Origin of the sequence: Melioribacter sp. Ez-97 (genome assembly GCF_051488665.1) — a bacterium.
Classification (GTDB): Bacteria; Bacteroidota; Ignavibacteria; order Ignavibacteriales; family Melioribacteraceae; genus Melioribacter.
In genome coordinates this window covers 65,581-87,500 of record NZ_JBPSEG010000008.1, presented here as the reverse complement: position 1 = coordinate 87,500, position 21,920 = coordinate 65,581, and the positions used below count along the sequence as shown (strand labels likewise).

General features: G+C 42.1%; 21 protein-coding genes. 15 read left to right on the top strand and 6 right to left on the bottom strand.

Annotated features, from left to right (window positions below; translation table 11 throughout):
* Window positions 1–91 precede the first annotated feature (91 nt).
* From dnaJ to hrcA, 3 genes are read right to left on the bottom strand one after another with little or no spacing between them, the layout of a single operon-like run.
* Window positions 92–1,210, bottom strand: coding sequence for a molecular chaperone DnaJ (dnaJ, locus tag ACSSWA_RS10280; RefSeq protein ID WP_437356482.1), 1,119 nt, complete (start codon window positions 1,208–1,210; stop codon window positions 92–94).
* A gap of 1 nt (window position 1,211) precedes the next feature.
* Window positions 1,212–1,841 (bottom strand): nucleotide exchange factor GrpE, encoded by a 630-nt coding sequence (gene grpE / locus ACSSWA_RS10275; protein WP_437356481.1) that lies wholly within the window; start codon window positions 1,839–1,841, stop codon window positions 1,212–1,214.
* A 2-nt stretch (window positions 1,842–1,843) separates the two neighbouring features.
* Window positions 1,844–2,893 (bottom strand): heat-inducible transcriptional repressor HrcA, encoded by a 1,050-nt coding sequence (gene hrcA / locus ACSSWA_RS10270; RefSeq protein ID WP_437356480.1) that lies wholly within the window; start codon window positions 2,891–2,893, stop codon window positions 1,844–1,846.
* A 170-nt stretch (window positions 2,894–3,063) separates the two neighbouring features.
* On the opposite strand from hrcA, the gene purM reads away from it, so the two are divergent.
* From purM to prmA, 4 genes are read left to right on the top strand one after another with little or no spacing between them, the layout of a single operon-like run.
* A complete protein-coding gene (gene purM / locus ACSSWA_RS10265) occupies window positions 3,064–4,059 on the top strand; it encodes a phosphoribosylformylglycinamidine cyclo-ligase (RefSeq protein WP_437356479.1) in 996 nt (331 codons plus the stop codon).
* Window positions 4,060–4,074: 15 nt separating this feature from the next.
* Window positions 4,075–5,433, top strand: coding sequence for a TatD family hydrolase (locus tag ACSSWA_RS10260; protein ID WP_437356478.1), 1,359 nt, complete (start codon window positions 4,075–4,077; stop codon window positions 5,431–5,433).
* A gap of 8 nt (window positions 5,434–5,441) precedes the next feature.
* Window positions 5,442–6,860 carry a D-alanyl-D-alanine carboxypeptidase/D-alanyl-D-alanine endopeptidase gene (gene dacB, locus ACSSWA_RS10255; protein WP_437356477.1) on the top strand — a complete coding sequence of 473 codons (1,419 nt, stop codon included), beginning with the start codon at window positions 5,442–5,444 and terminating at the stop codon, window positions 6,858–6,860.
* Window positions 6,857–7,708, top strand: coding sequence for a 50S ribosomal protein L11 methyltransferase (prmA, locus tag ACSSWA_RS10250; protein ID WP_437356476.1), 852 nt, complete (start codon window positions 6,857–6,859; stop codon window positions 7,706–7,708). The genes dacB and prmA overlap by 4 nt, the downstream gene beginning before the upstream one ends.
* Here prmA and ACSSWA_RS10245 read toward each other — a convergent pair.
* The gene (locus ACSSWA_RS10245) at window positions 7,697–8,122 is read right to left on the bottom strand and encodes a MarR family winged helix-turn-helix transcriptional regulator (RefSeq protein ID WP_437356475.1); all 426 of its coding nucleotides are present in this window, start codon (window positions 8,120–8,122) and stop codon (window positions 7,697–7,699) included. The genes prmA and ACSSWA_RS10245 overlap by 12 nt on opposite strands.
* 198 nt (window positions 8,123–8,320) lie before the next feature.
* Between ACSSWA_RS10245 and ACSSWA_RS10240 the strand changes: the two genes are divergently transcribed.
* The 7 genes from ACSSWA_RS10240 to menE are packed head-to-tail and all read left to right on the top strand — an operon-like array spanning window position 8,321 to window position 16,460.
* Window positions 8,321–9,658, top strand: coding sequence for an isochorismate synthase (locus tag ACSSWA_RS10240; protein WP_437356474.1), 1,338 nt, complete (start codon window positions 8,321–8,323; stop codon window positions 9,656–9,658).
* 35 nt (window positions 9,659–9,693) lie between these two features.
* Window positions 9,694–11,436 (top strand): 2-succinyl-5-enolpyruvyl-6-hydroxy-3-cyclohexene-1-carboxylic-acid synthase, encoded by a 1,743-nt coding sequence (gene menD, locus ACSSWA_RS10235; protein ID WP_437356473.1) that lies wholly within the window; start codon window positions 9,694–9,696, stop codon window positions 11,434–11,436.
* The gene (menH, locus tag ACSSWA_RS10230) at window positions 11,405–12,238 is read left to right on the top strand and encodes a 2-succinyl-6-hydroxy-2,4-cyclohexadiene-1-carboxylate synthase (protein ID WP_437356472.1); all 834 of its coding nucleotides are present in this window, start codon (window positions 11,405–11,407) and stop codon (window positions 12,236–12,238) included. Before menD ends, menH begins: the two co-directional genes overlap by 32 nt.
* Window positions 12,235–13,068: a 1,4-dihydroxy-2-naphthoyl-CoA synthase gene (menB, locus tag ACSSWA_RS10225; RefSeq protein WP_437356471.1), complete on the top strand. Its 834-nt coding sequence runs from the start codon at window positions 12,235–12,237 to the stop codon at window positions 13,066–13,068. The genes menH and menB overlap by 4 nt, the downstream gene beginning before the upstream one ends.
* Before the next feature lie 2 nt (window positions 13,069–13,070).
* A complete protein-coding gene (locus tag ACSSWA_RS10220; RefSeq protein WP_437356470.1) occupies window positions 13,071–13,964 on the top strand; it encodes a 1,4-dihydroxy-2-naphthoate polyprenyltransferase in 894 nt (297 codons plus the stop codon).
* Window positions 13,961–15,037, top strand: coding sequence for an enolase C-terminal domain-like protein (locus ACSSWA_RS10215; RefSeq protein WP_437356469.1), 1,077 nt, complete (start codon window positions 13,961–13,963; stop codon window positions 15,035–15,037). The genes ACSSWA_RS10220 and ACSSWA_RS10215 overlap by 4 nt, the downstream gene beginning before the upstream one ends.
* Window positions 15,021–16,460 (top strand): o-succinylbenzoate--CoA ligase, encoded by a 1,440-nt coding sequence (gene menE / locus ACSSWA_RS10210; protein ID WP_437356468.1) that lies wholly within the window; start codon window positions 15,021–15,023, stop codon window positions 16,458–16,460. The genes ACSSWA_RS10215 and menE overlap by 17 nt, the downstream gene beginning before the upstream one ends.
* On the opposite strand, the gene ACSSWA_RS10205 is transcribed toward menE, so the two are convergent.
* A complete protein-coding gene (locus ACSSWA_RS10205; RefSeq protein ID WP_437356467.1) occupies window positions 16,443–16,841 on the bottom strand; it encodes an acyl-CoA thioesterase in 399 nt (132 codons plus the stop codon). The two genes, menE and ACSSWA_RS10205, sit on opposite strands and share 18 nt — an antisense overlap.
* 60 nt (window positions 16,842–16,901) lie before the next feature.
* On the opposite strand from ACSSWA_RS10205, the gene ACSSWA_RS10200 reads away from it, so the two are divergent.
* Entirely contained in the window at window positions 16,902–18,176 is a 1,275-nt protein-coding gene (locus ACSSWA_RS10200; protein ID WP_437356466.1) for a toxin-antitoxin system YwqK family antitoxin, read from the top strand.
* A 5-nt stretch (window positions 18,177–18,181) separates the two neighbouring features.
* Here ACSSWA_RS10200 and ACSSWA_RS10195 read toward each other — a convergent pair whose 3' ends face one another.
* Window positions 18,182–18,766 (bottom strand): D-sedoheptulose-7-phosphate isomerase, encoded by a 585-nt coding sequence (locus ACSSWA_RS10195; protein ID WP_437356465.1) that lies wholly within the window; start codon window positions 18,764–18,766, stop codon window positions 18,182–18,184.
* A 69-nt stretch (window positions 18,767–18,835) separates the two neighbouring features.
* Here ACSSWA_RS10195 and ACSSWA_RS10190 point away from each other — a divergent pair, with 69 nt between their 5' ends.
* The 3 genes from ACSSWA_RS10190 to ACSSWA_RS10180 all read left to right on the top strand — a co-directional run bounded on the left by ACSSWA_RS10190 (window position 18,836) and on the right by ACSSWA_RS10180 (window position 21,918).
* Window positions 18,836–19,018 carry a hypothetical protein gene (locus tag ACSSWA_RS10190; RefSeq protein ID WP_437356464.1) on the top strand — a complete coding sequence of 61 codons (183 nt, stop codon included), beginning with the start codon at window positions 18,836–18,838 and terminating at the stop codon, window positions 19,016–19,018.
* A gap of 73 nt (window positions 19,019–19,091) precedes the next feature.
* Entirely contained in the window at window positions 19,092–19,904 is an 813-nt protein-coding gene (locus ACSSWA_RS10185; protein WP_437356463.1) for a hypothetical protein, read from the top strand.
* A gap of 40 nt (window positions 19,905–19,944) precedes the next feature.
* Complete coding sequence (locus ACSSWA_RS10180) at window positions 19,945–21,918, top strand: OPT family oligopeptide transporter (protein WP_437356462.1); 1,974 nt, start codon at window positions 19,945–19,947, stop codon at window positions 21,916–21,918.
* Window positions 21,919–21,920 lie beyond the last annotated feature (2 nt).

Here is a 21,920-nt window from a genome sequence, read left to right as displayed (position 1 = left end):
AGTTTGCGCGTAAAATTATATATTAGCCCGATGTCGCACCTCAACTAATGTTACAGCCAAATTTAAGTTATAATCTAATAATATACAAACATTAATTATCCACTTTAATATTCGGCATATTCATCAATTCTTTCAGGAGTTCTTTTTCTTTTGCATTTACTTTTTTGGGAACGTGTATGTTGATGCGCACCAATTGGTCGCCGGCTCCATGACTGTTGAGGTGCTGAATACCTTTTTCTCTCATACGGAGGAATTTTCCCGGCTGTATTCCCGGCTCGATTTTAAGTTTTGCTCTTCCGGTCAACGTAGGCACTTCCACTTCGGTTCCGAGAACAGCTTCCGGAAAGCTGATAGTAAGTTCGTAAATTACATCGTCGCCTTCGCGCGTAAAATATTCGTGGGGCTGTTCCTGGAAAACAACTATTATATCGCCTGCCGGACCGCCGTTTTTGCCGGCGTTTCCTTCGCCGCGGAGAGTCATATAACTTCCTTCGTGGACGCCCGCCGGGACATTAACCTTAATTGTAGTTTCGCCATAGACTCGACCGTCGCCGGAGCATTTGACGCACGGTTCGGCTACGATCTTACCGGTACCTCCGCAATTATTACAAGTGGTTATATTTACGAACTGTCCGAAGATCGATTTGGAGACCTGGCGAATTTCCCCGCTACCGTTGCATACCGTACAGGTTTTATGTCCCGTGCCGGCTTTTGCTCCGGTACCGCCGCACGAGTCGCATTTGATATATTTCTTGAGTTTAATTTTTTTTGTTGTGCCTCTTGCAATTTCTTCGAGCGTCAATTTCAGATTAATTTTAATGTCGGAACCGGGAGTTCCGGCGCTGCGTCTTTGCGACCTTCTTGAAGACGCGCCTCCGAAGAAATCATCGAATATAGAAGAGCCTCCAAAAGCGCCGCCGAAAATATCTGAAAAATGACTGAAGATATCGTTAACGTTGTCAAATCCATGAAAGTCCTGTCCGCCTTTCAGTCCGCCGTGTCCGAAACGGTCGTACTTGGCTCTTTTTTCGGCATTACTTAAAACTTCATAAGCTTCCGCGGCTTCCTTGAATTTTTCTTCGGCTTCCTTATCTCCGGGATTCCGGTCGGGATGATATTGCATTGCCAATTTACGATATGCTTTTTTAATTTCATCCTGCGAGGCGTCCCTGCTCACACCCAGGACTTCGTAATAATCTCTCTTTGCCATATTATTGTCCTTCCTCGTTATTTTGATTTTCGGGAGTATCCGCGCTTACAATCACCTTGGCATGACGAATCACTTTGTCTTTATACATATAGCCCGGCTCAACTACGTCCACTACAGTGTGAGGGGGCAATCCTTCGACAGGCTGCTGCATCAGAGCTTCGTGCATTTCGAAGTCGAAAGGCTGTCCTTTTGCTTCTATTTTTTTAACTCCCTGAGCTTCGAGGGTTTTTGTAAACTTATCGAAAACCAGCTCCAATCCTTTTTTCATCGCTTCGTAATTATTGTTTTCGTTCATATGACCCAACGAACGTTCCAGGTCGTCGTAGACTGCCAGTATATTCTTTATGAAAGGTTCGGCGGCGTATTTAATAATATTGAGCTGGTCCTGCTCGGTGCGTCTTTTATAATTTTCGAATTCCGCTACTTTTCTTAAAAGAGTATCCTTTAATTCCGAATTCTCTTTTTCAAGTTTCTCCAATTTCTCATTTAATTCCTTAATAATATCCTTCTCCTTTTCGCTTTCTTTATTTTCAATTTCTTCCGGACTCTGACTTTGTCCGGTTTCTTTTAGTTCCTGTTCCTGATTTATTTTAACCTCTTCATTACTCTTTTTATGAGCTTTCTTTTTCATAGTCATCTCTGTTTTGTTAACTCCTCGGTTAATTGATTTGCAATATAAACCACGGCTGCGATTATTTTAGAATAGTTCATTCTTTTGGGTCCCATAATTCCAACGGTCCCCTCAAGGTCTCCTATTTTATACTCTTTGGTAATCATGCTGTATTCGCTCAGTTTTTCGTCCTGGTTTTCTTTTCCGATCGAAATAACCAGATCGTCTTTTTGGGTTTGCCGCTTTTTATCCAGAACGTGTATAATGATGTCTTTGTTTTCAATAAGTTCAATGACGCTCTGGAATTGTTCGTGATCGGCAAACTCCGGCTGCTTAAGAATATTCTTAGCGCCTTTTACAACTACTTTATCGCCGCTGATGTCTGTAAAAATTCGATCTACCGAATCGAGAAAAACACGGACTATCGGCTTATATTTTGTTTCGTCGATATCTTTAATCCTTTCGGCAATAGTAGAACGTATCTCGGAAAACTTTAATCCGCTCAGTCTTTCGTTCAGATATAGTTGAACGGTTTCGATATTTTCCTCGTCTATTTCCGCGTCGAGTTCCAGAGTTATGGTTCTTATCAAACCCGATTGAATGGTAACGACCACTAAAATTCTTGTTGACGACAAACGGACAATCTGGATTCTCTCGAGTTTTGCCTGTTCGATCTTCGGATATGTTACCATTGCCAGCTGATCTGTAAGATTACTCAAAATGCCGGTCGTAATTTTGAGCAAATCGTCCGTTTCATAAGAAGAATGAGCGCTCAAATTGGCGTCGATAACCTCTTTCATTTTCCTGTCGAGATAAGGCGGCTCCATCAGGGAATCGACATAGACTCGATAACCTTTGTCTGTGGGAACCCGCCCGGCGGACGTATGCGGATGATCCAAATATCCCAATTCTTCGAGGTCGGCCATAATATTCCGTATCGTGGCAGGCGACAGCCCGATATTGTATTTTTTGGATATATTTCTCGAGCCGACCGGATTTGCGGTCAATATGAACTGATGAATCACAAACCTCAGTATTGCCTTTTCTCTGTCTTTTAACTGATAATCCGACATAACTTTACCATATAATCTTAAATCGCACCTGCAAAAATACCAAAATTAAAAGAATTATACAGGATTAGATAAAAACTTTAACCAGGCGTTGCGTGTTACAAACCGAGACACAGGAAAGTTTCCATTTTTAATGCTTATATTTGCAGATAAAATTAACAGGGATTTTCAAAGTGGCAGTTAATTACAAAGACGCCGGAGTCAATATCGAAGCCGGCGAAAAGACCGTCGACAAAATAAAAGGATACGCCAAGTCGACATTTAACGAAAACGTTTTGAGCGGCATCGGGCACTTCGGAGCTTTTTATCAAATTGACCTTAAACGCTGGAAAAATCCCGTTCTCGTTTCGAGCGTCGACGGAGTGGGAACAAAAATCAAAATCGCTTTCAAGATGAACCGACATGATACTATCGGACAGGATCTCGTAAACCACTGCGTTAACGACATTGCCGTTTGCGGAGCCGAGCCTCAATATTTTATGGATTATCTGGCATTCGGAAAACTCGAGCCCGAAAAAGCCGAACAAATCATCAAAGGATTTTCGATTGCTTGCAAAGAAAACGGAGTGGCGCTTATCGGAGGCGAAACAGCCGAAATGCCCGGACTCTATGCCCCGGACGAGTATGACGTATCGGGAACTATAGTTGGCATTGTGGAAAAGGATAAAATAATCGACGGTTCGAAAGTTAAAAAAGGAGACGCGTTAATCGGATTGCCGTCGACAGGATTACATACGAACGGATACTCGCTTGCGCGCAAAGCGCTCTTCGATAAGTTCAAACCCGAAGATAAATTCGACGAATTGGAAAACTCTCTCGGCGACGAACTTCTTAAAATTCATAAATCGTATTTAAAATCGATTAATATACTGAAAGAAAATTTGAACGTTGCCGCTTTTTCCCATATTACCGGCGGCGGAATAATCGGAAATACCAAAAGAGTCGTTCCGGAAGGTCTTTCAATTAAAATTGACTGGAACTCGTGGGAAGTTCCTCCGATATTCAAACTTATACAGAAAACCGGCGATATCGACGACGAAGAGATGAGACACGTTTTTAATATGGGAATCGGGCTGATAGCAATACTGGACAAAAACGACGTCGACAAAGCTCTCGATCTGCTTAAGTCTGCGGGCGATTACGGACAGGTTATCGGCGAAATTGTTTAATAAACGGAAATCAAAATGTTTATAGATACTCACGCTCATTTATTCTATCCGAATTTTAACGACGACCTCGAAGAAGTTATCCGGAATGCCCGTCAATCCGAAGTCGATTATATACTCGTTCCGGCAACGGATCTGGCTTCGGCTGCTCAGGCTATTGAACTTGCGGATAAATACGACTTCATTTATGCGTCGGTAGGAATTCATCCGCATGATACAAACGAGTGGGACGATTCGTTGATCGATAATCTGAGGGACCTATCGAAACATGAAAAAGTAGTGGCTATAGGCGAAATCGGTCTCGATTATTATTACGATTTTTCTCCCAAAGAAAAACAAATTAAAGCCTTCGAAGCGCAAATAGAACTTGCCCTCGAATTGAAGCTTCCCATTATCGTTCACAACCGCGAAGCTTCCGGCGATATTATGGCTATAATAGAAAAATATAAAGACACTCCGTTGAAAGCCCAGTTCCATTGTTATTCGGGAAGTCTGGAAGAGGCTCGACGATTAATTGAACTGCGGCACTTCGTTTCGTTTACCGGCAACATTACGTTCAGCAAAGCAAATACACTCAGAAATATTGTCAAAAAGATTGCGGTCGAAAACATGCTTCTCGAGACAGACTCGCCTTTTATGACGCCGGCTCCTCACAGAGGCAAAAGAAACGAGCCCTCTTATATAAGATTAATCGCGGAAAAAATTGCCGAGCTTCACGAAATAACCGTCCAGGATGTTGCGAGAACCACTTCCTATAACGCTTTTAAACTTTTCGGCATCGGTAAGAAACCCGATCTGAGTTATACGTATAAAATCGGCAATTCGCTCTATGTTAACGTAACAAACCGGTGCAATGCCGATTGTGTCTTTTGCGACAGGAAAGGCGACGCGGTAATCAACGGTTACAATCTGAAGATGAAGAAATCCGAAGAACCCGACGCCGACGTTTACATTAAAGAAATTGGCGACCCGAAACAATATAAAGAAATAGTTTTTTGCGGTTACGGAGAGCCTACTATCAGATGGGACGTTGTAAAGGAAATTGCGCGTTATGTTAAAGAAAACGGAGGAAAAACACGCCTCAACACTGACGGGCACGGAAATTATATTAACAAACGCGACATCACTCCGGAGCTCGAAGGATTAATAGACGTAGTATCGATAAGTTTGAATTCGGTCGAGCCCGAGCAATACGCAAAATTAATGAGAGTCGATCCCAAAATGCACGCAGAAATGCTCGACTTTGCCCGAAAGGCAAAAAAATATTCTAAAGTTGTAATGTCGATTGTGGGCATCAACGGCGTCGACGCCGAAAGAGCCAAAGAATTCGTCACGGAAGAACTCGGAGTCGAATTCAGAGAAAGAGAATATTTTTAGAAGCCAAAGTGAAAATAAAACTAATTTTATTAATATCACTATTCTGTTCCACAGTACTCCCGCAGAAATTAGAAAACGAACTCCGGCATAAGCTCGATTCATTATTATCCGAGCCTTTCTTCGCATACACAATTCCCGCTGTCGATATTTACGACTTGACGGACAACGTTAATTTATACTCCGGAAACAACAAACTGCTTTTAAGACCCGCGTCGATTACAAAACTTTTTACGGCTACGGCAGCGCTGCTCTTCCAAGAGGATTTCAAATTTTCGACGGAGTTCCATGCTCACGGCGTTTTCGAAGACTCGGTTTTCAAAGGCGACATTTTCATTAAGTGTTCAGGCGACCCTCTCCTTTCGGAAAATGAATTGTCGGAATTTATAGACGAAATTAAAAACAGAGGCGTCAAATCAATTGAAGGGAATATCCATGCGGATGTAACCTCGTTCGATACAAGCAGATGGGGCAAAGGATGGATGTGGGACGACGATCCGTACTCTTATGCGCCTTATGTTTCCGCTTTCAATTTGAACGGCAACACTGTATCGGTAATCGTCGAAAAATCAAACGGCAATATCTCATCCCGTTCCCTTCCCGAAAGCCGGCATATCAGAATTATCGGGAATCTTATGTTTGATGAATCCGGAGTAAACATAATCGAACCCGGGCGATACTCACATAACGATACGATAATCATTAAATTGAACGGCTCAATTAATTCCGGATTTACCGTCGACACCATTAACGTCAGCGTCGACAATCCCGACAAATTTTCTCTGAGTCGTTTTATCGAGCTTCTTGAAACGAGGGGCATAACTTTCAGAGGCAATGCCGGATTCGATAAACACGAAAATTGCGACAAAAAATTTTTTGAAATAGCAAGACCCATTGACACGGTACTGACGCGTATGCTGAAGGAGAGCGATAACCTATGCGCCGAAGCCGTTTTAAAGGCAATTTCTTCATGCTGCAACGAGCCCCCGTACAAAACCGGGAAAGGAATCGAATTAATCGACAGTCTGATGTCGTTAATCGGTACGAATAAGGAAGAGTACAGAATTGTGGACGGCTCAGGTTTATCCTTTTACAATTTGATCAATACGGAAACTGTATCCAAACTGTGGAGATATCTATTTTACAACGAACCCGGCATTTTCGTTAGAATCTATAATATGCTTCCCATTGCAGGTTACGACGGCACATTGAAACACAAAATGACAAAGCCGGAATTAAAAAGACGCTTCCGCGGAAAGACCGGAACCTTAAGCGGAGTAAGCAATCTATCGGGATTCGTTCGCGACGGCAATAATCATTTGCTCGCGGTAACGGTTTTTTTTCAGAATTTCATAGACAACCGAAAAGAAGCTTTAAATTATCAGGAAAAAATAATTGAACTTTTGTTAAAATTTACGGGGCAAAAATGAAAACATATAAACAGATTACTCTTACCATCGTACCGCGCAACTACGAATTAATCAGCGGTTTAATGTGGAATCTTCCGATCGAAGGAATAAATGAGACCGACTCTTCGCTTATAATTTATTACGATGCGTCCAATCGGATTTCAATCGGGGACTTCAAGAAAGTTTTGAACGAAGCTATCAGAAACAATTTAATAGAAAGCTACGACATATCGGAATCGGATGTTGAAAACAAGAACTGGAACGAGGAATACGAAAAGAACGTACGGGTAATTGAAGTAACGGAAAGAATTGTGATTAAACCTTCATTTAAGGAATACAATCCCCGGAAGGATCAAATTGTTATAACAATAGATCCGAAAATGTCTTTCGGGACGGGCGAACATCAGACAACCAGATTAATGATTGAAATGACAGAAAAATACGTTACGCCCGGCGCAAAGATACTCGACGTTGGAACAGGCACGGGAGTGCTCGCCATAGCCGCGGTAAAATTAGGAGCCGCAAAAGCCGTGGGAGTCGATAACGACGAATGGTGTCATTTGAACGGAAACGAAAACATATCGCTAAACGGCGTTCAAGACAAAGTTAAAATAATACTCGGAGAAATTACGGATATCGCCGAAGATCAGTTCGATATCGTTCTGGCGAACATTAATAAAAATATACTGATGGAAATAGCAGACGAGATTAAAAAGAAAGTTAAGAAGACCGGATTAGCGATACTTTCCGGTCTCCTTAATGCTGATGAGAATGATATTATTAATCGTTATACAAGCGTCGGATTCCGCCCTGTCGATAAAAAATCGATGGGCGAATGGCTCTCGATCGTATATCGATTAGACCGATAATTTATCCAGAAGAGCGATTAATTGTTTTTGCTCGCTTTCACTTAGTCCCGCAGTGAGGGAAGCCAGTCTTTCCGTATACTCAGGCAAAATACCTTCGACTTTTTTTCTGCCTTCGGGCGTAAGCTCGCCCAATATAACTCTTCTGTCTTCTTTCGAGTGAACGCGCCTTACGAAGCCTTCTTTTTCAAGGTTGTCGACAACGCAGGTTATATTCGCGCCGGTTACCATCATTTCGTCGCTGATTCTTTTCAGCGGCACCGGACCGGTACGACTCAATATTTCAAGAACCGCAAACTGCGGCGCGGTTAATTTTTTTTCGAAGACGTATTTTGCCTGGACCTTTCGAATTTTATCGGCTGTACGGTTCAGTTTTTCAATCAGTTTCAATGCTGCTTCTGTTTTTTCTGATGCCATTACTTACTCCTTCGTTTAATTATTACGAACGATAAAATCAGGTCCCCATCCCTCTGAGCAATTTATTATTATGAACTTCTTTCATCTGAGTGATAACTTATGAAATTTAATTGATAAAAGAAAATCAATTTTTCGCACCTCAATTTTCTTTTTTCTATATCTTTTAGTACCAAATTAGTATTTTTTTAGTATTTTTCAATGAGAAAATTAAGCATAACTTTGATATATAACAATAAAAATTTTTTAGAATTTATTAATTCTTCAAACATTAAAAGCTCGCATAATAATAATGTAGTCTATTCTTACATAGAAGAAATAGACCATAACAGTTACAAATCTTTATTTCAAGAAATAAAAGATATCAAATCCTGGTTTTACTTTAATACGCCTTTCGAAAATAAGTCCTTCCTTGCATTCGGAAATTTATTCGAAAACGCGACAGGAAAAATTTCAAAACACGCATTCAATCTGGACATAAGAATACCCACCTTCTTTGGCGGCGCAATGTTCCCGATTCCTCAAAAGACGGATTTGTGGAACGACTACAAAACAGAAGAATGGTTTGTGCCCGAATTCATTTTAATGAAAAATCAAAACAGATACTTTCTCGTAACCAATTTAAATTACGCAATTTTAAAAACGCCCGACATTTCAACCCGTCTTTTACGCCGTTTGAAAGAACTAACAGGCGTTGCCGTACAGAACGATAATGATACAAATCTGCCTTCCGACAGCGTCAACTTTTATGCCTGGCGTATACAAGTTGAGTCGGCTCTTGATCAAATAAAAAAAGGCTATGCCGACAAAGTTGTTCTGGCAAGATATCTTGCAAAACCGATAAAAAAAGAAGCGGAAGTTTCTCAAATAATATTAAATTTGGAGGAGAGATATCCCGACTGTTATATTTATTTATGGCGTCGGAATAGTTCTCTTTTTTTCGGAGCTTCGCCCGAAAAATTTATCTCGATACGAGAGAGTAAATTATCGATCGACGCTTTGGCCGGTTCGGCTAAGCGCGCAACAGATAAAAATGAAGACGACAAAATTGCGGATTTTTTATTAAACGATTCGAAAAATTTATACGAGCATAATGCCGTGCTTTCTTATATATTAGATAAAATCAAAGATTACGCTTCCGATATCAGTCATCCTGCGCGGCCAAGGATAAAGAAATTGAGAAACATACAACATTTATGGACTCCTGTGACGGCTGTAATCGATAAAAACACCGGCGCGGATGAATTGATAAACAGACTTTTCCCCACTCCGGCAGTATGCGGTTTACCAAAAGAACGGGCGCTTGAGATAATCGAAAATTTAGAGACATTCGACCGCGGACTTTACTCGGGCATTTTAGGCTGGAAAGACGCGAATGGGAATGCGGAACTGACGGTATCGATACGTTCCGGACTGATTAAAAACAGACTTTTATATCTGTTCGCAGGATGCGGTATTGTCGACGGCTCGGACAGCGAGGAAGAATTCAAAGAGACCGAACTAAAATTAAAACCAATACTTAACTTATTCTATTCATGAAAATATCTGTAAACCGGAACACTCTTTGGAGTGATTTGTTCGTTAAAAGGCTTGAAAAATTAGGCGTGCGGTATGCTACAATCTCGCCTGGCTCCCGAAGCACTCCGCTAACTTTGGCTTTCACAAATTCAAAAAAAATAAAAACATTCCAGATTGTAGACGAGCGTTCAGCCGCTTTCTTCGCGCTCGGAATGGCAAAAAAAACGGGCTATCCGACCGCCGTTGTCGTAACATCCGGAACCGCAGTGGCTGAAATTTATCCGGCAATTATCGAAGCTTATTACCAGCGCGTTCCTTTGATTGTTTGTACAGCCGACCGACCTCCCGAACTAAGAAATACAGGGGCAAACCAAACGATCAATCAGGATAATATTTTCCGCAACCACATCAGATTGTTCAGGGACTTGGGACTTCCCAATGTAAAATATTCCGGTTTAAGTTCTGTAATAAAAACCGCCGACGAATTGTTTGAAACATCATATTACAAGGACCGAGGTCCCGTTCATGTCAACTTCCCGTTTGCCAAACCTTTCGAACCCGATTCGTACACCGATGAAATCGACAGCTCGCTAATCTCTAAATTATCCGCAATAAAATTACCGAGTCCTAAACCGTTAAAATACAACAGGACTGAGTTCAACGGAATCGTCAAAAGCCTGAAAAGTTCCAGGCGGGGTTTGATTATTCTCGGTTATAATAATTACGACGTAAAATTTATTAAGGCGGTAACGCGTTTGTCGAAAAAGCTCGGCTTTCCGATTTATGCCGACGCCGCCTCCGGTTATCGATTCGGGTCTCACAACAAAGAGATGATAATCGAAAATTTGACTTCCCTGCTTCATTCAAAAAAATTCAAAGAGTTCTTCCGACCCGAAATTATTTTACAGTTCGGAGGCACGCCGACTTCGAATATTGTTCTTCATTTTTACAGGGATTCCGCGGCAAAAAAAATTCTGATTAATCAATACGGCGACCGGTTCGATCCTTCCTTGACCGCCAAAACAATTTTGAATATGAAGCCGTATGATTTTTGCGTCAAAGCCCTAAAAATTTCGAGCGGCAGTCCCGACAGCCGTTGGCTAAATAAAATTATTGAATTCAACAATATCGCAGGCGAAATTAAAAAATCATTTTTCAAGAAGAGCAAATTATCTTTCGAAGGATTAATTCCCGAGACTGTATTCGAGAACGTCAAAGGCGAATGCGACGTAATGATATCGAACAGTCTACCGATACGCGACAGCGATTTTTTTGCGTCAACTCGCGTCAATAAAATAACAACGCATTGCAACAGGGGCGCGAGCGGTATCGACGGAATTACTTCGACCGCGCTCGGAATTTCCGCCGTCTCCAAATTGCCGGCTTTATTAATTACGGGCGACCTGGCGTTCTTTCACGATTTAAACGGACTCCACAGTTCAATGAAATTCGGAATTCCGTTGACTGTTATTTTAATCAACAATAACGGAGGAGGAATTTTCGAATCGCTTCCGATTTCGCGCTATAAAAAAATCTGCAGGGAAAATTTTATTACGCCTCTTAATTTAAACTTTCGTAAATTTGTCGAAGCTTACGGCGGTAAATTTTTAACGGCAAATTCCAAATCGAAATTTATCCAACATTTGAACGCTTCCGTCGACAGCCGCCGTCTTACTGTAATCGAAGTTAAAACCGATGCCGTCGAGTCAAAAAAATTGAGATCGAAAATCTGGCAAAACGTGGCAGAGAAAATCGACTTCTTAATCGATGAGGCTGAAAATAGACAACGTCCATATTAATTATATTACGGGTAAAGGAAGAAGCGTCTCGAAAACTCCGGTACTTTTCATTCACGGTTTTACGGGCAATTCGAGCGACTGGGAATTTATTATGGATAAGCTGAATCCTTCCTTTTATCCGATAGCCATCGACCTGATTGGGCACGGTATGTCCGATTCGCCGGACGATCCCAATATCTATACATGCAGCACAATTGTAAAGCATATCGACATTTTAATGAAAGAGCTGGACTATAACAATTTTATACTCTGCGGTTATTCCATGGGAGGCAGAGCGGCGCTTTCATATTCTTTAAAATATCCGAACAAAGTGCTCTCGCTTATTCTTGAAAGTTCAACGGCGGGATTGGAAGATTACAACGAGAAAAAAGAAAGAGTGGAATACGATTTTCTTCTTGCAGAAAAGATCAAAAGCAACGGACTCGACAATTTCGTGGAATACTGGTTCGACCAGCCTCTTTTCGAAAGTTTGAAAAAACTCAATAATTTCGAACAAATAAAGAACCAAAGGAAGCAAAACAGCGTTACGGGTTTATCCAATTCCCTTGTGGGATTCAGTACGGGTTTAATGCCGAGTTACTGGTCTAAACTTAACGGAATCGATTTTCCCGTGCTGCTAATAAGCGGCAGCGGAGACCGGAAGTACACGGAAATATCCCGAAGAATGAATAAACTGATCCGTAACTCGAGACACGAAACCGTGGAAGGAGCGGGACACAACGTGCATTTAGAAAAGCCCGAAGTTTTTGTAAATTTGCTCAACTCATATTTATCAAAAATTATTAACGGAAAAATATCATGAAATTCAACTGGATAAAAGCCAAAGATTATCAGGACATTATTTACGAAAAGATGGACGGCATTGCCAAAATAACGATCAACCGTCCGGAAAAAAGGAACGCATTCCGGCCCGAAACCACGAAAGAATTATACGACGCTTTCAACGACGCACGCGAAGATTCTTCGATCGGCGTTATTTTACTTACAGGCAAAGGTCCCGCTAAAGACGGAAAATACGCTTTTTGTTCGGGAGGGGACCAATCGGTACGAGGCGACAAAGGCTACGTCGGAAGCGACGGAGTTCCGCGACTGAATATTCTCGACGTTCAAAAACAAATAAGAAGCATTCCGAAACCGGTAATCGCTTTGGTGGCGGGTTATGCAATCGGAGGAGGTCACGTTCTTCACGTAGTTTGCGATCTGACAATTGCGGCTGACAACGCAATCTTCGGACAGACCGGACCGAAAGTCGGAAGTTTCGACGGCGGATTCGGAGCCAGTTATCTTGCAAGAATAGTAGGACAGAAAAAAGCGCGCGAAATATGGTACCTCTGCCGTCAGTATAACGCTAAAGAAGCTTACGAGATGGGATTGGTAAACAAAGTTGTTCCCGTTGAACAATTGGAAGAGGAAGGAGTTCTATGGGCTAAAGAAATACTCGAGAAAAGTCCTCTGGCTATACGCCTTCTTAAATCGGCATTTAACGCCGAGCTCGACGGTCAAGCGGGAATTCAGGAATTGGCAGGCAACGCCACTCTGCTCTATTATATGACCGACGAAGCTCAGGAAGGCAAAAATGCATACAACGAAAAAAGAAAACCGGATTTTTCAAAATTTCCGCGGGTGCCTTAGTTATGAACAGTTCTACCGCCGTATCGAAATTTGACGCGTGGATACTTGCAAGCCGCCCCAAAACATTACCGGCTGCCGTTGTGCCCGTTCTCGTAGGCGCTTCAATTGCCGTATACGACGGAGTATTCAATCCCACAGCGGCTCTTTTTACGCTGCTCTGCTCTCTCTTAATTCAAATAGGCACAAACTTTGCCAACGACCTTTACGATTATTTACACGGCGCCGACAATAAAGATAGAACAGGTCCGCAAAGGGCGGTCGCTTCCGGTTTAATATCGGTTCGCGAAATGAAGATTGCCGTAGCGCTTACATTCGGGCTCAGTTTCCTGATGGGACTTTATCTGGTTTATCTCGGCGGCTGGCTAATATTGGTTATCGGTATTGTTTCGATCCTGGCGGGAATTGCATATACCGCCGGACCTCTGCCATTGGCTTATAACGGTTTAGGGGATATAGCGGTATTCCTGTTTTTCGGACTCGTTGGCACAACGGGCACATATTATGTTCAGGCAGGTCGAATTTCTCCTTTTGCATTCTGGGCTTCCGTGCCTGTAGGAGCTTTGATTACAAATATTCTCGTCGTCAATAATTATCGCGACAGAGAAGAAGACCGAATGAACGGAAAGAAAACACTGGCTGTATTAATGGGCGAAAAGTTCACCCGGTATCAATACGTTTTTTTTATGATTCTTTCGTATGCCGTCCTGTTCGTTGTATACTTTACGTATAAAAATACTCTTACGGTATTTTTGCCTTTGTTGAGTCTGCCGCTGTCGATAAAATTAATCCGGATGATTTTTACTTTAAAAGGGAAAGAATTAAATCGCACTCTCGAACTTACCGCAAAACTTTCCGCAATTTACGGAATTCTGTTTGCGGCGGGTATACTCTTATGAAAATCGGTATAGATAAATACTTTAAATACACGCTCAAATTCAAAAAAAGATTTTCAAACGCATCCGCTTCTTTCGACAAGAAAGACTTTTTAATAATTAAATTCAACATCGACAACAGTTATGCTTCTTTCGGAGAAGCAAGCGTCTCATACGATTCGGATCCGGAAAAAATAATTAGCAGTCTGAATTCAATCATTCGGGAGCTGCCCACGCAGCCGGCTGACGCCGTCGATTATCTGAAAAAAATTTGCATCGAAGATACGCTCCGCTACGCTTTGGAACAGCCGCTGTTGTTTTATCTTCTGAAACAACAAAAAAACTTTTTTAAGCCCTTTCAAGGTAAACGTATTATTAATGTCAATGCGATTATCGATTTGGACGATATAGAAGGGACATTGAAAAAAATTGAGGAAAAAGTAAAAGCGGGTTTCGGCGTTATTAAAATTAAAGCGGGAAGAAAAGATTTTGAAGAAGATTTGAAATTATTAAAAAGAATTGATTCTCATTACGGCGACTCTATAGCGCTTCGGCTCGACATTAACGGCAAGTGGGATTACCATACAGCATTGGAAAGACTCCCTTTATTAACTGATTTCAATATCGAATATATAGAAGACCCGGCAGACAGCCTCGAGGACAACCTGAAATTAGCCAAGGAGAGCAAAATCTCCGTTGTCCTCGATCAAACCTTACCCTCTCTCGACGAAACTTTAAATATTCTTAGTAACAGCGACGTCAAACAGATCGTCGTCAAACCTTCGATTCGTTTCGGCGTTTTTAATACTATCGATTTAATCGATTATGCCCGTAAACTAAATAAGCAAATCGTAATCTCGTCCGCATTCGAAACCTCGTTAGGTAAATCCGTCCTGGCGTTTATTTCCTCTTTTGCTCCTATGGAAACAGCCCACGGTCTCGACGTGTACGATTTGACGGATACTTCGTTCTACGATCCTTTTCCGCTCGAAAGCGGAAAAATCCGGTTCGATTATTCCGCTTTATCAGGAAATTTTGAAAAAGTATATAACTCGATAGAAACCCGGATACAGAAGAAAATTGACAAAGAAAAATAATCATTGGCTTCTTTCTGCAGTCCGAAATTCTCCGGACTCAATCGCCGTTGAATACGAAGGGCGGCAATACACTTACGGGGAAATTAATGAAAGAGTAACAAATATTGTCCGATCTTTAAATTCCATCGGCATAAAAGAAGGTTCGAAAGTTGCGCTATTATCGAAAAATCAATTGGATTTTTTCCTGATAGTAAACGCCCTTTGGTATGCGGGAGCTGTCGTTATTCCAATCAATTACCGGCTTGCCGAAAAAGAATCTGCCGAATTAATAAAGAATATCAAACCCGATTTACTTCTCTGTGACGATAAAGCCGTTGAATCAGAAGAAGATATTCCCGCCATCCGGATTGATTCGATATTTCACAATAAAACCGGAGAAGAAATTAAGCCGGCGCCGTTTGATTCGTCAAAGCCCGCAGCGATTATTTTGACTTCGGGAAGCAGCGGCAAACCGAAAGGAATTATTCATACTTTCGATACAATATACAACAGCGCGCTCTCATTTTCGGAGTTTTTCCATCCTGCCGAAGAATCCCGCTGGCTGGCGTCTCTTCCGCTTTATCACATCGGCGGTTTTATGATACTCTGCCGAGCTCTTCTCTTAAAGCACAAAATTATGCTGATGCCGGAACCGTCTTTTGAACATACAAAAAAATTACTGAAAGAAGAGACTTTCGATTTTTTGTCGTTGGTGCCTACGCAATTAAAAATATTGATCGACGAGAATATTCGACCGGCTGCAAAAACCGTTTTCCTCGGCGGAGCCGCCGCCGAATCCCGATTAGTGAACAGAGTTCTCGAATACGGATGGAATATCGTTAAGGTTTACGGATCCACCGAAACGTGCTCAATGGTAGCGGCGCTCGAAGCTCGTAAACACAAAGACAAAATCGCTTCCTCGGGCAGACCAATGCCCGGGTGTCAAATCGCAATAATGCAAGACGACAAATTTCTGCCGCCAGGAGAGCGCGGTGAAATTTGCATTAAATCGCCGTCTAATTTTGTCGGGACTTTTTATCCGGAAGAAACTTATCGTACCGAAGAATATTTTCGTACTGGCGACATTGGATTTTTAGACAACGAAGGATTTCTTTACGTCGAAGGACGCCGGGACGATATAATTATAACCGGGGGAGTTAACGTTAGCTCGGCAGACGTATTAAACGGATTGACAAAACTCGAATATATTTCCGACGCTTATGTGTTTGCGGAGCAAGATGAAAAATGGGGCAGCCGGATTTCAGCCGCAGTGGTTGTCGGGAAAAACTATGAAATATCGGAAGCAAATATTAAAGAAGATTTAAAATCTTTTCTCGCGTCGTTCAAAATTCCGAAAAAAATTTACTTCCTTCCTAAAATTCCCAGGAACGAAATGGGAAAAATTAATCCGGAGAAATTATTTAAGCTATTGAATCAAGTGTAATTCAAGCAATTGTCGAAGGTCGTCGGGAATTTTAATCTTCTTAAAATCGGCGTCGACAGCTACATGAACGGTGCGTCCCTTTGCCGCCAGCTCCTCCCTTTCGTTATAAACTTCGTAGTTTATTTCGTAAGAAGATTCTTTTATGTTCGCTACGCTTAAGTTTATGGTTACCGTATCGAACGGTCTTAACGGTTTATGAAAATCGGCTTCGGAATGAATTACAGGCAGCAGGATTCTCTCTCCCGTAAAATATTCCTTCAAATGACTGCTTGCCAAAAAATCCTCGTATGCTGAGTGAAAATATCCGAACAAATTTCCGAAGAATAAAACTCCGGCGGGGTCCGAATCGTAAAATCGTATTATCCTTTTAACAACGTGCATGCTTATTACCTATTTAATTTTATTAGCTTTATATTTGTCCCGACAAATTTGACTCCGATTATGAAGCGCAAATTAATAAAAATAATATTCTTCTTCTTTATTGCGACAATCTTTTACGGACAAACAAAACCCGAACTCAGAAAAGAATACTATGAAAACGGACGGATTAAATCCGAAGGATATTACGTCGACGGAAAAAAAGAAGGCGTCTACCGTGAATATTACGAGAGCGGTCAGTTATGGAAAGAATGGTATTTCAAAAACGGTCTCGAAGAAGGAATTTCCGTTTGGTATTTCGAAGACGGAACGAAGAGCATGGAATGGAATTACGTCAACGGCAAGCTGGAAGGAATTTCACGATGGTACTACGAGACGGGAGAATTGTGGGCGGAACCTAATTATGTAAACGACAAGCTGGAAGGTTTCAGTAAAACTTATTACAAAAGCGGCGCGGTTCAGGGCATCTGGAGCTACAAGAACGGAAAATTGAACGGCGTCTCCAAAATATTTTACGAAAACGGGCAGCTCGAAGTCGAGAGGAATTACGTGGACGACAAACTCGAAGGAATCAGCCGAGTTTATTACGACTTCGGGGTGATTGCCCTCGAAGCCAACTATAAAAACGACCGGCTCGACGGAAATTCTTATTTTTATTATCCAGACGGCTCCATAAAAGTAATCGACACTTACTACAACGGACAAATTGTAAAACGCGTAAGATACGACGTGGGCGGTAAGTTCGACAAAATCGAAGAAAGTTTTTCGGAATATTACGACAACGGCGCGCTCCGGGCTATGCTTAATTTCAAAGAAGGCAAACTCGACGGAAAGATTCTCCGTTTTTACGATTCCGGATTTATAAAAGAAGAAATCTATTACAACTCCGGTCAGCCGGAAGGCGAAGCGAGGTTTTATTACGACGGCGGCATTTTGAAAGAGACAGTTAATTTCAACTTCGGAATGAAAAACGGCATCGCAGTTTTATTCGATGAAGACGGCGTTAAAAAAGCCGAGATTAATTACGTAAACGGAATTCGCGAGGGCGAAGCCAAAACATATTATTCCACCGGAGAATTAAAAAGCGTTATGTTTTATAAAAACGACAGACTCTCCGGCGACGTGAAAACATTCTACAAAAACGGAGATATAAAAGCCGAAGAACATTTCAAAGACGGCATACGGCAGGGCATTTCCAAATATTATCACCCCGGCGGAACGCTCGCAGATTTTATTACTTACAAAGACAACATGATTAACGGGAAAGTTTTTACTTACGATCCCGAAGGCAATCTAATCGGCGAACAGTTGTTTGAAGAAGGCGAGCTAATCGAATGATATTCCTACCCGAATAATTCGTTTTCTACAATTTCGCAGATTATATGCGCGATTGTAATATGCCCTTCCTGAATCCTTTGAACATTATCCGAAGGGACGACAATCGCTGTGTCGACCAGCGATTTTAATTTGCCGCCGCTTCCTCCGAGCAGACCGATCGATTTCAGTCCTTTTTTCTTTGCCATATCCACTGCTTTGATAACATTAACGGAATTGCCGCTCGTTGAAATTGCAATAAGAATATCTCCCTCGCTGCCGAGTCCTTCCACATTACGCGCAAAAATATTTTCGAAACCGATATCGTTTCCGCCCGCCGTCAAATTCGACGAATCGGTAGTCAACGCAACCGCGGGCAAAGCGGGTCTTTCGATATGATGACTGAGCCGCACCATTAATTCTGTTGCAATATGCTGGCTGTCGGCTGCGCTGCCTCCGTTGCCGCATAACAATACTTTCCTGCCTTTGCCATAAGCTTCTTTTATCAAGTCGGCTGCTTTAAAAATATCCGCGGCGCATTCTTTTTCTATTTTTATTTTCGTTTCCGCGCTTTCCTGCAAAGAATCACGCAAAAATTTATTTCTGTTGAACATTCCGTATATTTCCCGTTATTATTGTTTTTCAAAAATAACAAACTTTATCATAATAAACGGGTAATTACGATGGGTAAAAAGAAAAATAAACCGGATGATAACGAATTCCCTCTTTTCTGTGATTACACGTGTAAATTTGCCGATTTTACAAATCCCGAAGCAATCGGAGCCTGCAGAAAAGACCTCGCTGTCTGGTGCAAGCATTTCAAGAGATACAATAATAAAAACAATAAATGCCTGGCTCGTAAATGATTGATAAACGGGTCGGTTTCTTTGGTTAAATCTGACGGATTTCATAAGTTTAATTTATCATTACAAAGACGTTATGACAAAATCGAAAAAACTACTATTCTGGATTATTGCTTTTTTAATAACGGCATCGTCGGCGGTCTATCAGCGAGTGACCGGACCCACCTATCCTTACAAGAACAAAATTGAATTTGCCGGCAGAACAATTGAATACAAATTGCTCAGAAGCCACAGCTCTGCAGGCGATTATCAAATTTCAATCGATACAAAAGGCGGAGGAATAACCGGAACGCTTTTCTGGCGCAGGTATAAATTCGATAAAGATTACAATAAAGTTGAAATGGCGGGCGACTCGATTCTTACAGCCTTTTTGCCAAAACAGCCTCCGGCGGGCAAACTCGAATATTATATTGCACTCCACAATAAAAATGAATCGATTTATCTTCCTCCGGACAAAACGGTTGTAATTCGTTTCAAAGGCGACGTGCCTGCAGGCGTATTGATTCCGCACGTGATCATCATGTTTTCGGCTATGTTATTCGGCGCGCGGGCGGGCATGGAAGGTTTTGTTAAAAACGGGAATTTGAAATTTTACACGCTAACTACAATAATTCTTTTGTTTGCAGGCGGTTTTATTCTCGGACCTCTTATGCAATATTACGCTTTCGGAGAATTCTGGACCGGCTTTCCGTTCGGATACGATTTAACAGACAATAAGACTCTCGTTGCAATGCTCGGCTGGATTATTGCATATCTGAAATTGAAAAAATCTCCGAGACCGGAAAGATGGGTAATCGGGGCGGCGTTACTGATGTTCATAGTTTATCTTATTCCCCACAGCGCTCTGGGCTCGGAGCTCGACTATAGCAAATTGAACGACAGTTATTGATGTACCATAAATACAATCCTAATAAAAACAGGAGCAATGTATGAACGAGACTCCAAACACAAACGGACTCCCGTCGAACGCCTACAGGGAATTAAAACCCGGCGAAAAATATATTCCGGTTATGCTTTCGGACAAAGAATATCCGGAAGTAACTCCCTACTCGGTCGTTACCGGAATTATAATGGCGATTATTTTTACCGCAGCGGCGGCTTATCTGGGATTAAAAATCGGACAGGTTTTCGAAGCTGCAATTCCTATTGCAATACTTGCGGTCGGTCTTTCAGCGGCATTGAGAAAGAAAGGCGCGCTCGGACAGAATGTAATCATTCAGTCGATCGGCGCGACATCGGGCACAATCGTAGCCGGGGCAATATTTACGATTCCCGCTCTCTACATACTTGAACTGGAAGCCGAATTTTATAAGATTTTTCTGGCGTCGGCTCTGGGCGGTTTTCTCGGCATACTTTTTCTTATTCCGTTCAGAAAATATTTTGTATCCGAAATGCACGGTAAATTTCCTTTTCCCGAAGCTACCGCAACGACCGAAGTTCTGGTAGCGGGCGAAAAAGGCGGCAAACACGCAATCGTGCTGGTGGTTGCAGGTTTAATCGGCGGTATTTACGATTTCGTCGTGGCTACTTTCGGCTGGTGGAGCGAACTGTTTACTACTAAAGTAATTCCCGTCGGACAGTCGATTGCCGATAAAATCAAACTCGAATTCAGATTAAGCGTAAGTTCGGCAATACTCGGACTCGGATACATTATCGGATTGAAATATTCGGCTTTGATTACCGCGGGCTCTTTTCTATCGTGGTTTGTAATTATTCCGGTTATTGCTTACTTCGGCGATTATATAACCACTCCGATCGGAGCAAACATAAGTTTATTGATCAAGGATATGTCAGCCGAACAGATTTTCAGAAGTTATGTGCGCCATATCGGTATCGGCGGCATCGCAATGGCTGGATTTATCGGAATTATCCGCTCGTCGGGTATTATTAAAAAAGCATTCTCGCTCGGATTTCAGGAACTCTTCGGGAAAAAAGTTAACGAGGACAGCGAACGAACCCAAAGAGATTTACCGATGAAGATTATTTTCGTCGGACTTTTTATTACAACTATTCTAATCTTCATATTCTTCTTTTTCGGAGTTGTAAATAACCTGTTTCATGCTCTTATCGGATTATTGATCGTCTTAATTATATCATTCCTTTTTACAACCGTTGCAGCAACCGCAATCGCAATCGTGGGAACAAATCCCGTTTCGGGTATGACGTTAATGACTTTGATACTTTCATCCGTAGTGCTTGTATCGGTCGGATTGACCGGTCCTGCGGGAATGGTGTCCGCATTAATAATAGGCGGCGTAGTTTGCACGGCGTTGTCGCAGGCGGGAGCTTTTATTACGGACCTCAAAATCGGTTACTGGCTGGGATCCTCGCCGTACAAACAGGAGAGGTGGAAATTCGTCGGAACAATTTTTTCCGCGGCTACGGTAGCATGGATTATAATGGTACTGAACGAGACATACGGATTCACCGGCGAAAACGCGCTCGTAGCTCCGCAGGCAAACGCTATGGCAGCCGTTATCAAGCCGTTGATGTCGAATCAACCGGCGCCGTGGCTTCTTTATCTTGCGGGCGCGCTTCTTGCGCTCATTCTTACAATGATTAAAATTCCCGCGCTTCCCTTCGCTCTCGGTATGTATATTCCTCTGGAATTAAACACCCCTCTTCTTGTCGGAGGTTTAATTGCTCACTTCGTTTCGACTCGCAGTAAAGACGAACAATTAAACAACTCGCGCCGCGAAAGAGGAACTCTGATAGCTTCCGGATTTATTGCAGGCGGCGCGCTCTTTGGAGTTCTTAGCGCTATACTCCGATATGTAGGATATAATTGGGTTAATCATGAGTGGCAGGAATCGCACGCCGCAGAATTGCTGGCAATCATTATGTTTTCTTTAATAAGCGTCTATATGATCTGGGATTCTCTCAGAGCGCGCAAAGGAGAATAATT

Coding starts and splice junctions, on each gene's coding strand:
- ACSSWA_RS10185 (WP_437356463.1), top strand. CDS start 19,092: ATGACAAAATCGAAAAAACTACTATTCTGGATTATTGCTTTTTTAATA.
- ACSSWA_RS10260 (WP_437356478.1), top strand. CDS start 4,075: ATGTTTATAGATACTCACGCTCATTTATTCTATCCGAATTTTAACGAC.
- dnaJ (WP_437356482.1), bottom strand. CDS start 1,210: ATGGCAAAGAGAGATTATTACGAAGTCCTGGGTGTGAGCAGGGACGCC.
- prmA (WP_437356476.1), top strand. CDS start 6,857: ATGAAAACATATAAACAGATTACTCTTACCATCGTACCGCGCAACTAC.
- menH (WP_437356472.1), top strand. CDS start 11,405: ATGAGGCTGAAAATAGACAACGTCCATATTAATTATATTACGGGTAAA.
- ACSSWA_RS10215 (WP_437356469.1), top strand. CDS start 13,961: ATGAAAATCGGTATAGATAAATACTTTAAATACACGCTCAAATTCAAA.
- ACSSWA_RS10190 (WP_437356464.1), top strand. CDS start 18,836: ATGGGTAAAAAGAAAAATAAACCGGATGATAACGAATTCCCTCTTTTC.
- ACSSWA_RS10240 (WP_437356474.1), top strand. CDS start 8,321: ATGAGAAAATTAAGCATAACTTTGATATATAACAATAAAAATTTTTTA.
- ACSSWA_RS10220 (WP_437356470.1), top strand. CDS start 13,071: ATGAACAGTTCTACCGCCGTATCGAAATTTGACGCGTGGATACTTGCA.
- grpE (WP_437356481.1), bottom strand. CDS start 1,841: ATGAAAAAGAAAGCTCATAAAAAGAGTAATGAAGAGGTTAAAATAAAT.
- ACSSWA_RS10205 (WP_437356467.1), bottom strand. CDS start 16,841: ATGCACGTTGTTAAAAGGATAATACGATTTTACGATTCGGACCCCGCC.
- ACSSWA_RS10180 (WP_437356462.1), top strand. CDS start 19,945: ATGAACGAGACTCCAAACACAAACGGACTCCCGTCGAACGCCTACAGG.
- ACSSWA_RS10195 (WP_437356465.1), bottom strand. CDS start 18,766: ATGTTCAACAGAAATAAATTTTTGCGTGATTCTTTGCAGGAAAGCGCG.
- menB (WP_437356471.1), top strand. CDS start 12,235: ATGAAATTCAACTGGATAAAAGCCAAAGATTATCAGGACATTATTTAC.
- hrcA (WP_437356480.1), bottom strand. CDS start 2,893: ATGTCGGATTATCAGTTAAAAGACAGAGAAAAGGCAATACTGAGGTTT.
- ACSSWA_RS10245 (WP_437356475.1), bottom strand. CDS start 8,122: ATGGCATCAGAAAAAACAGAAGCAGCATTGAAACTGATTGAAAAACTG.
- ACSSWA_RS10200 (WP_437356466.1), top strand. CDS start 16,902: ATGAAGCGCAAATTAATAAAAATAATATTCTTCTTCTTTATTGCGACA.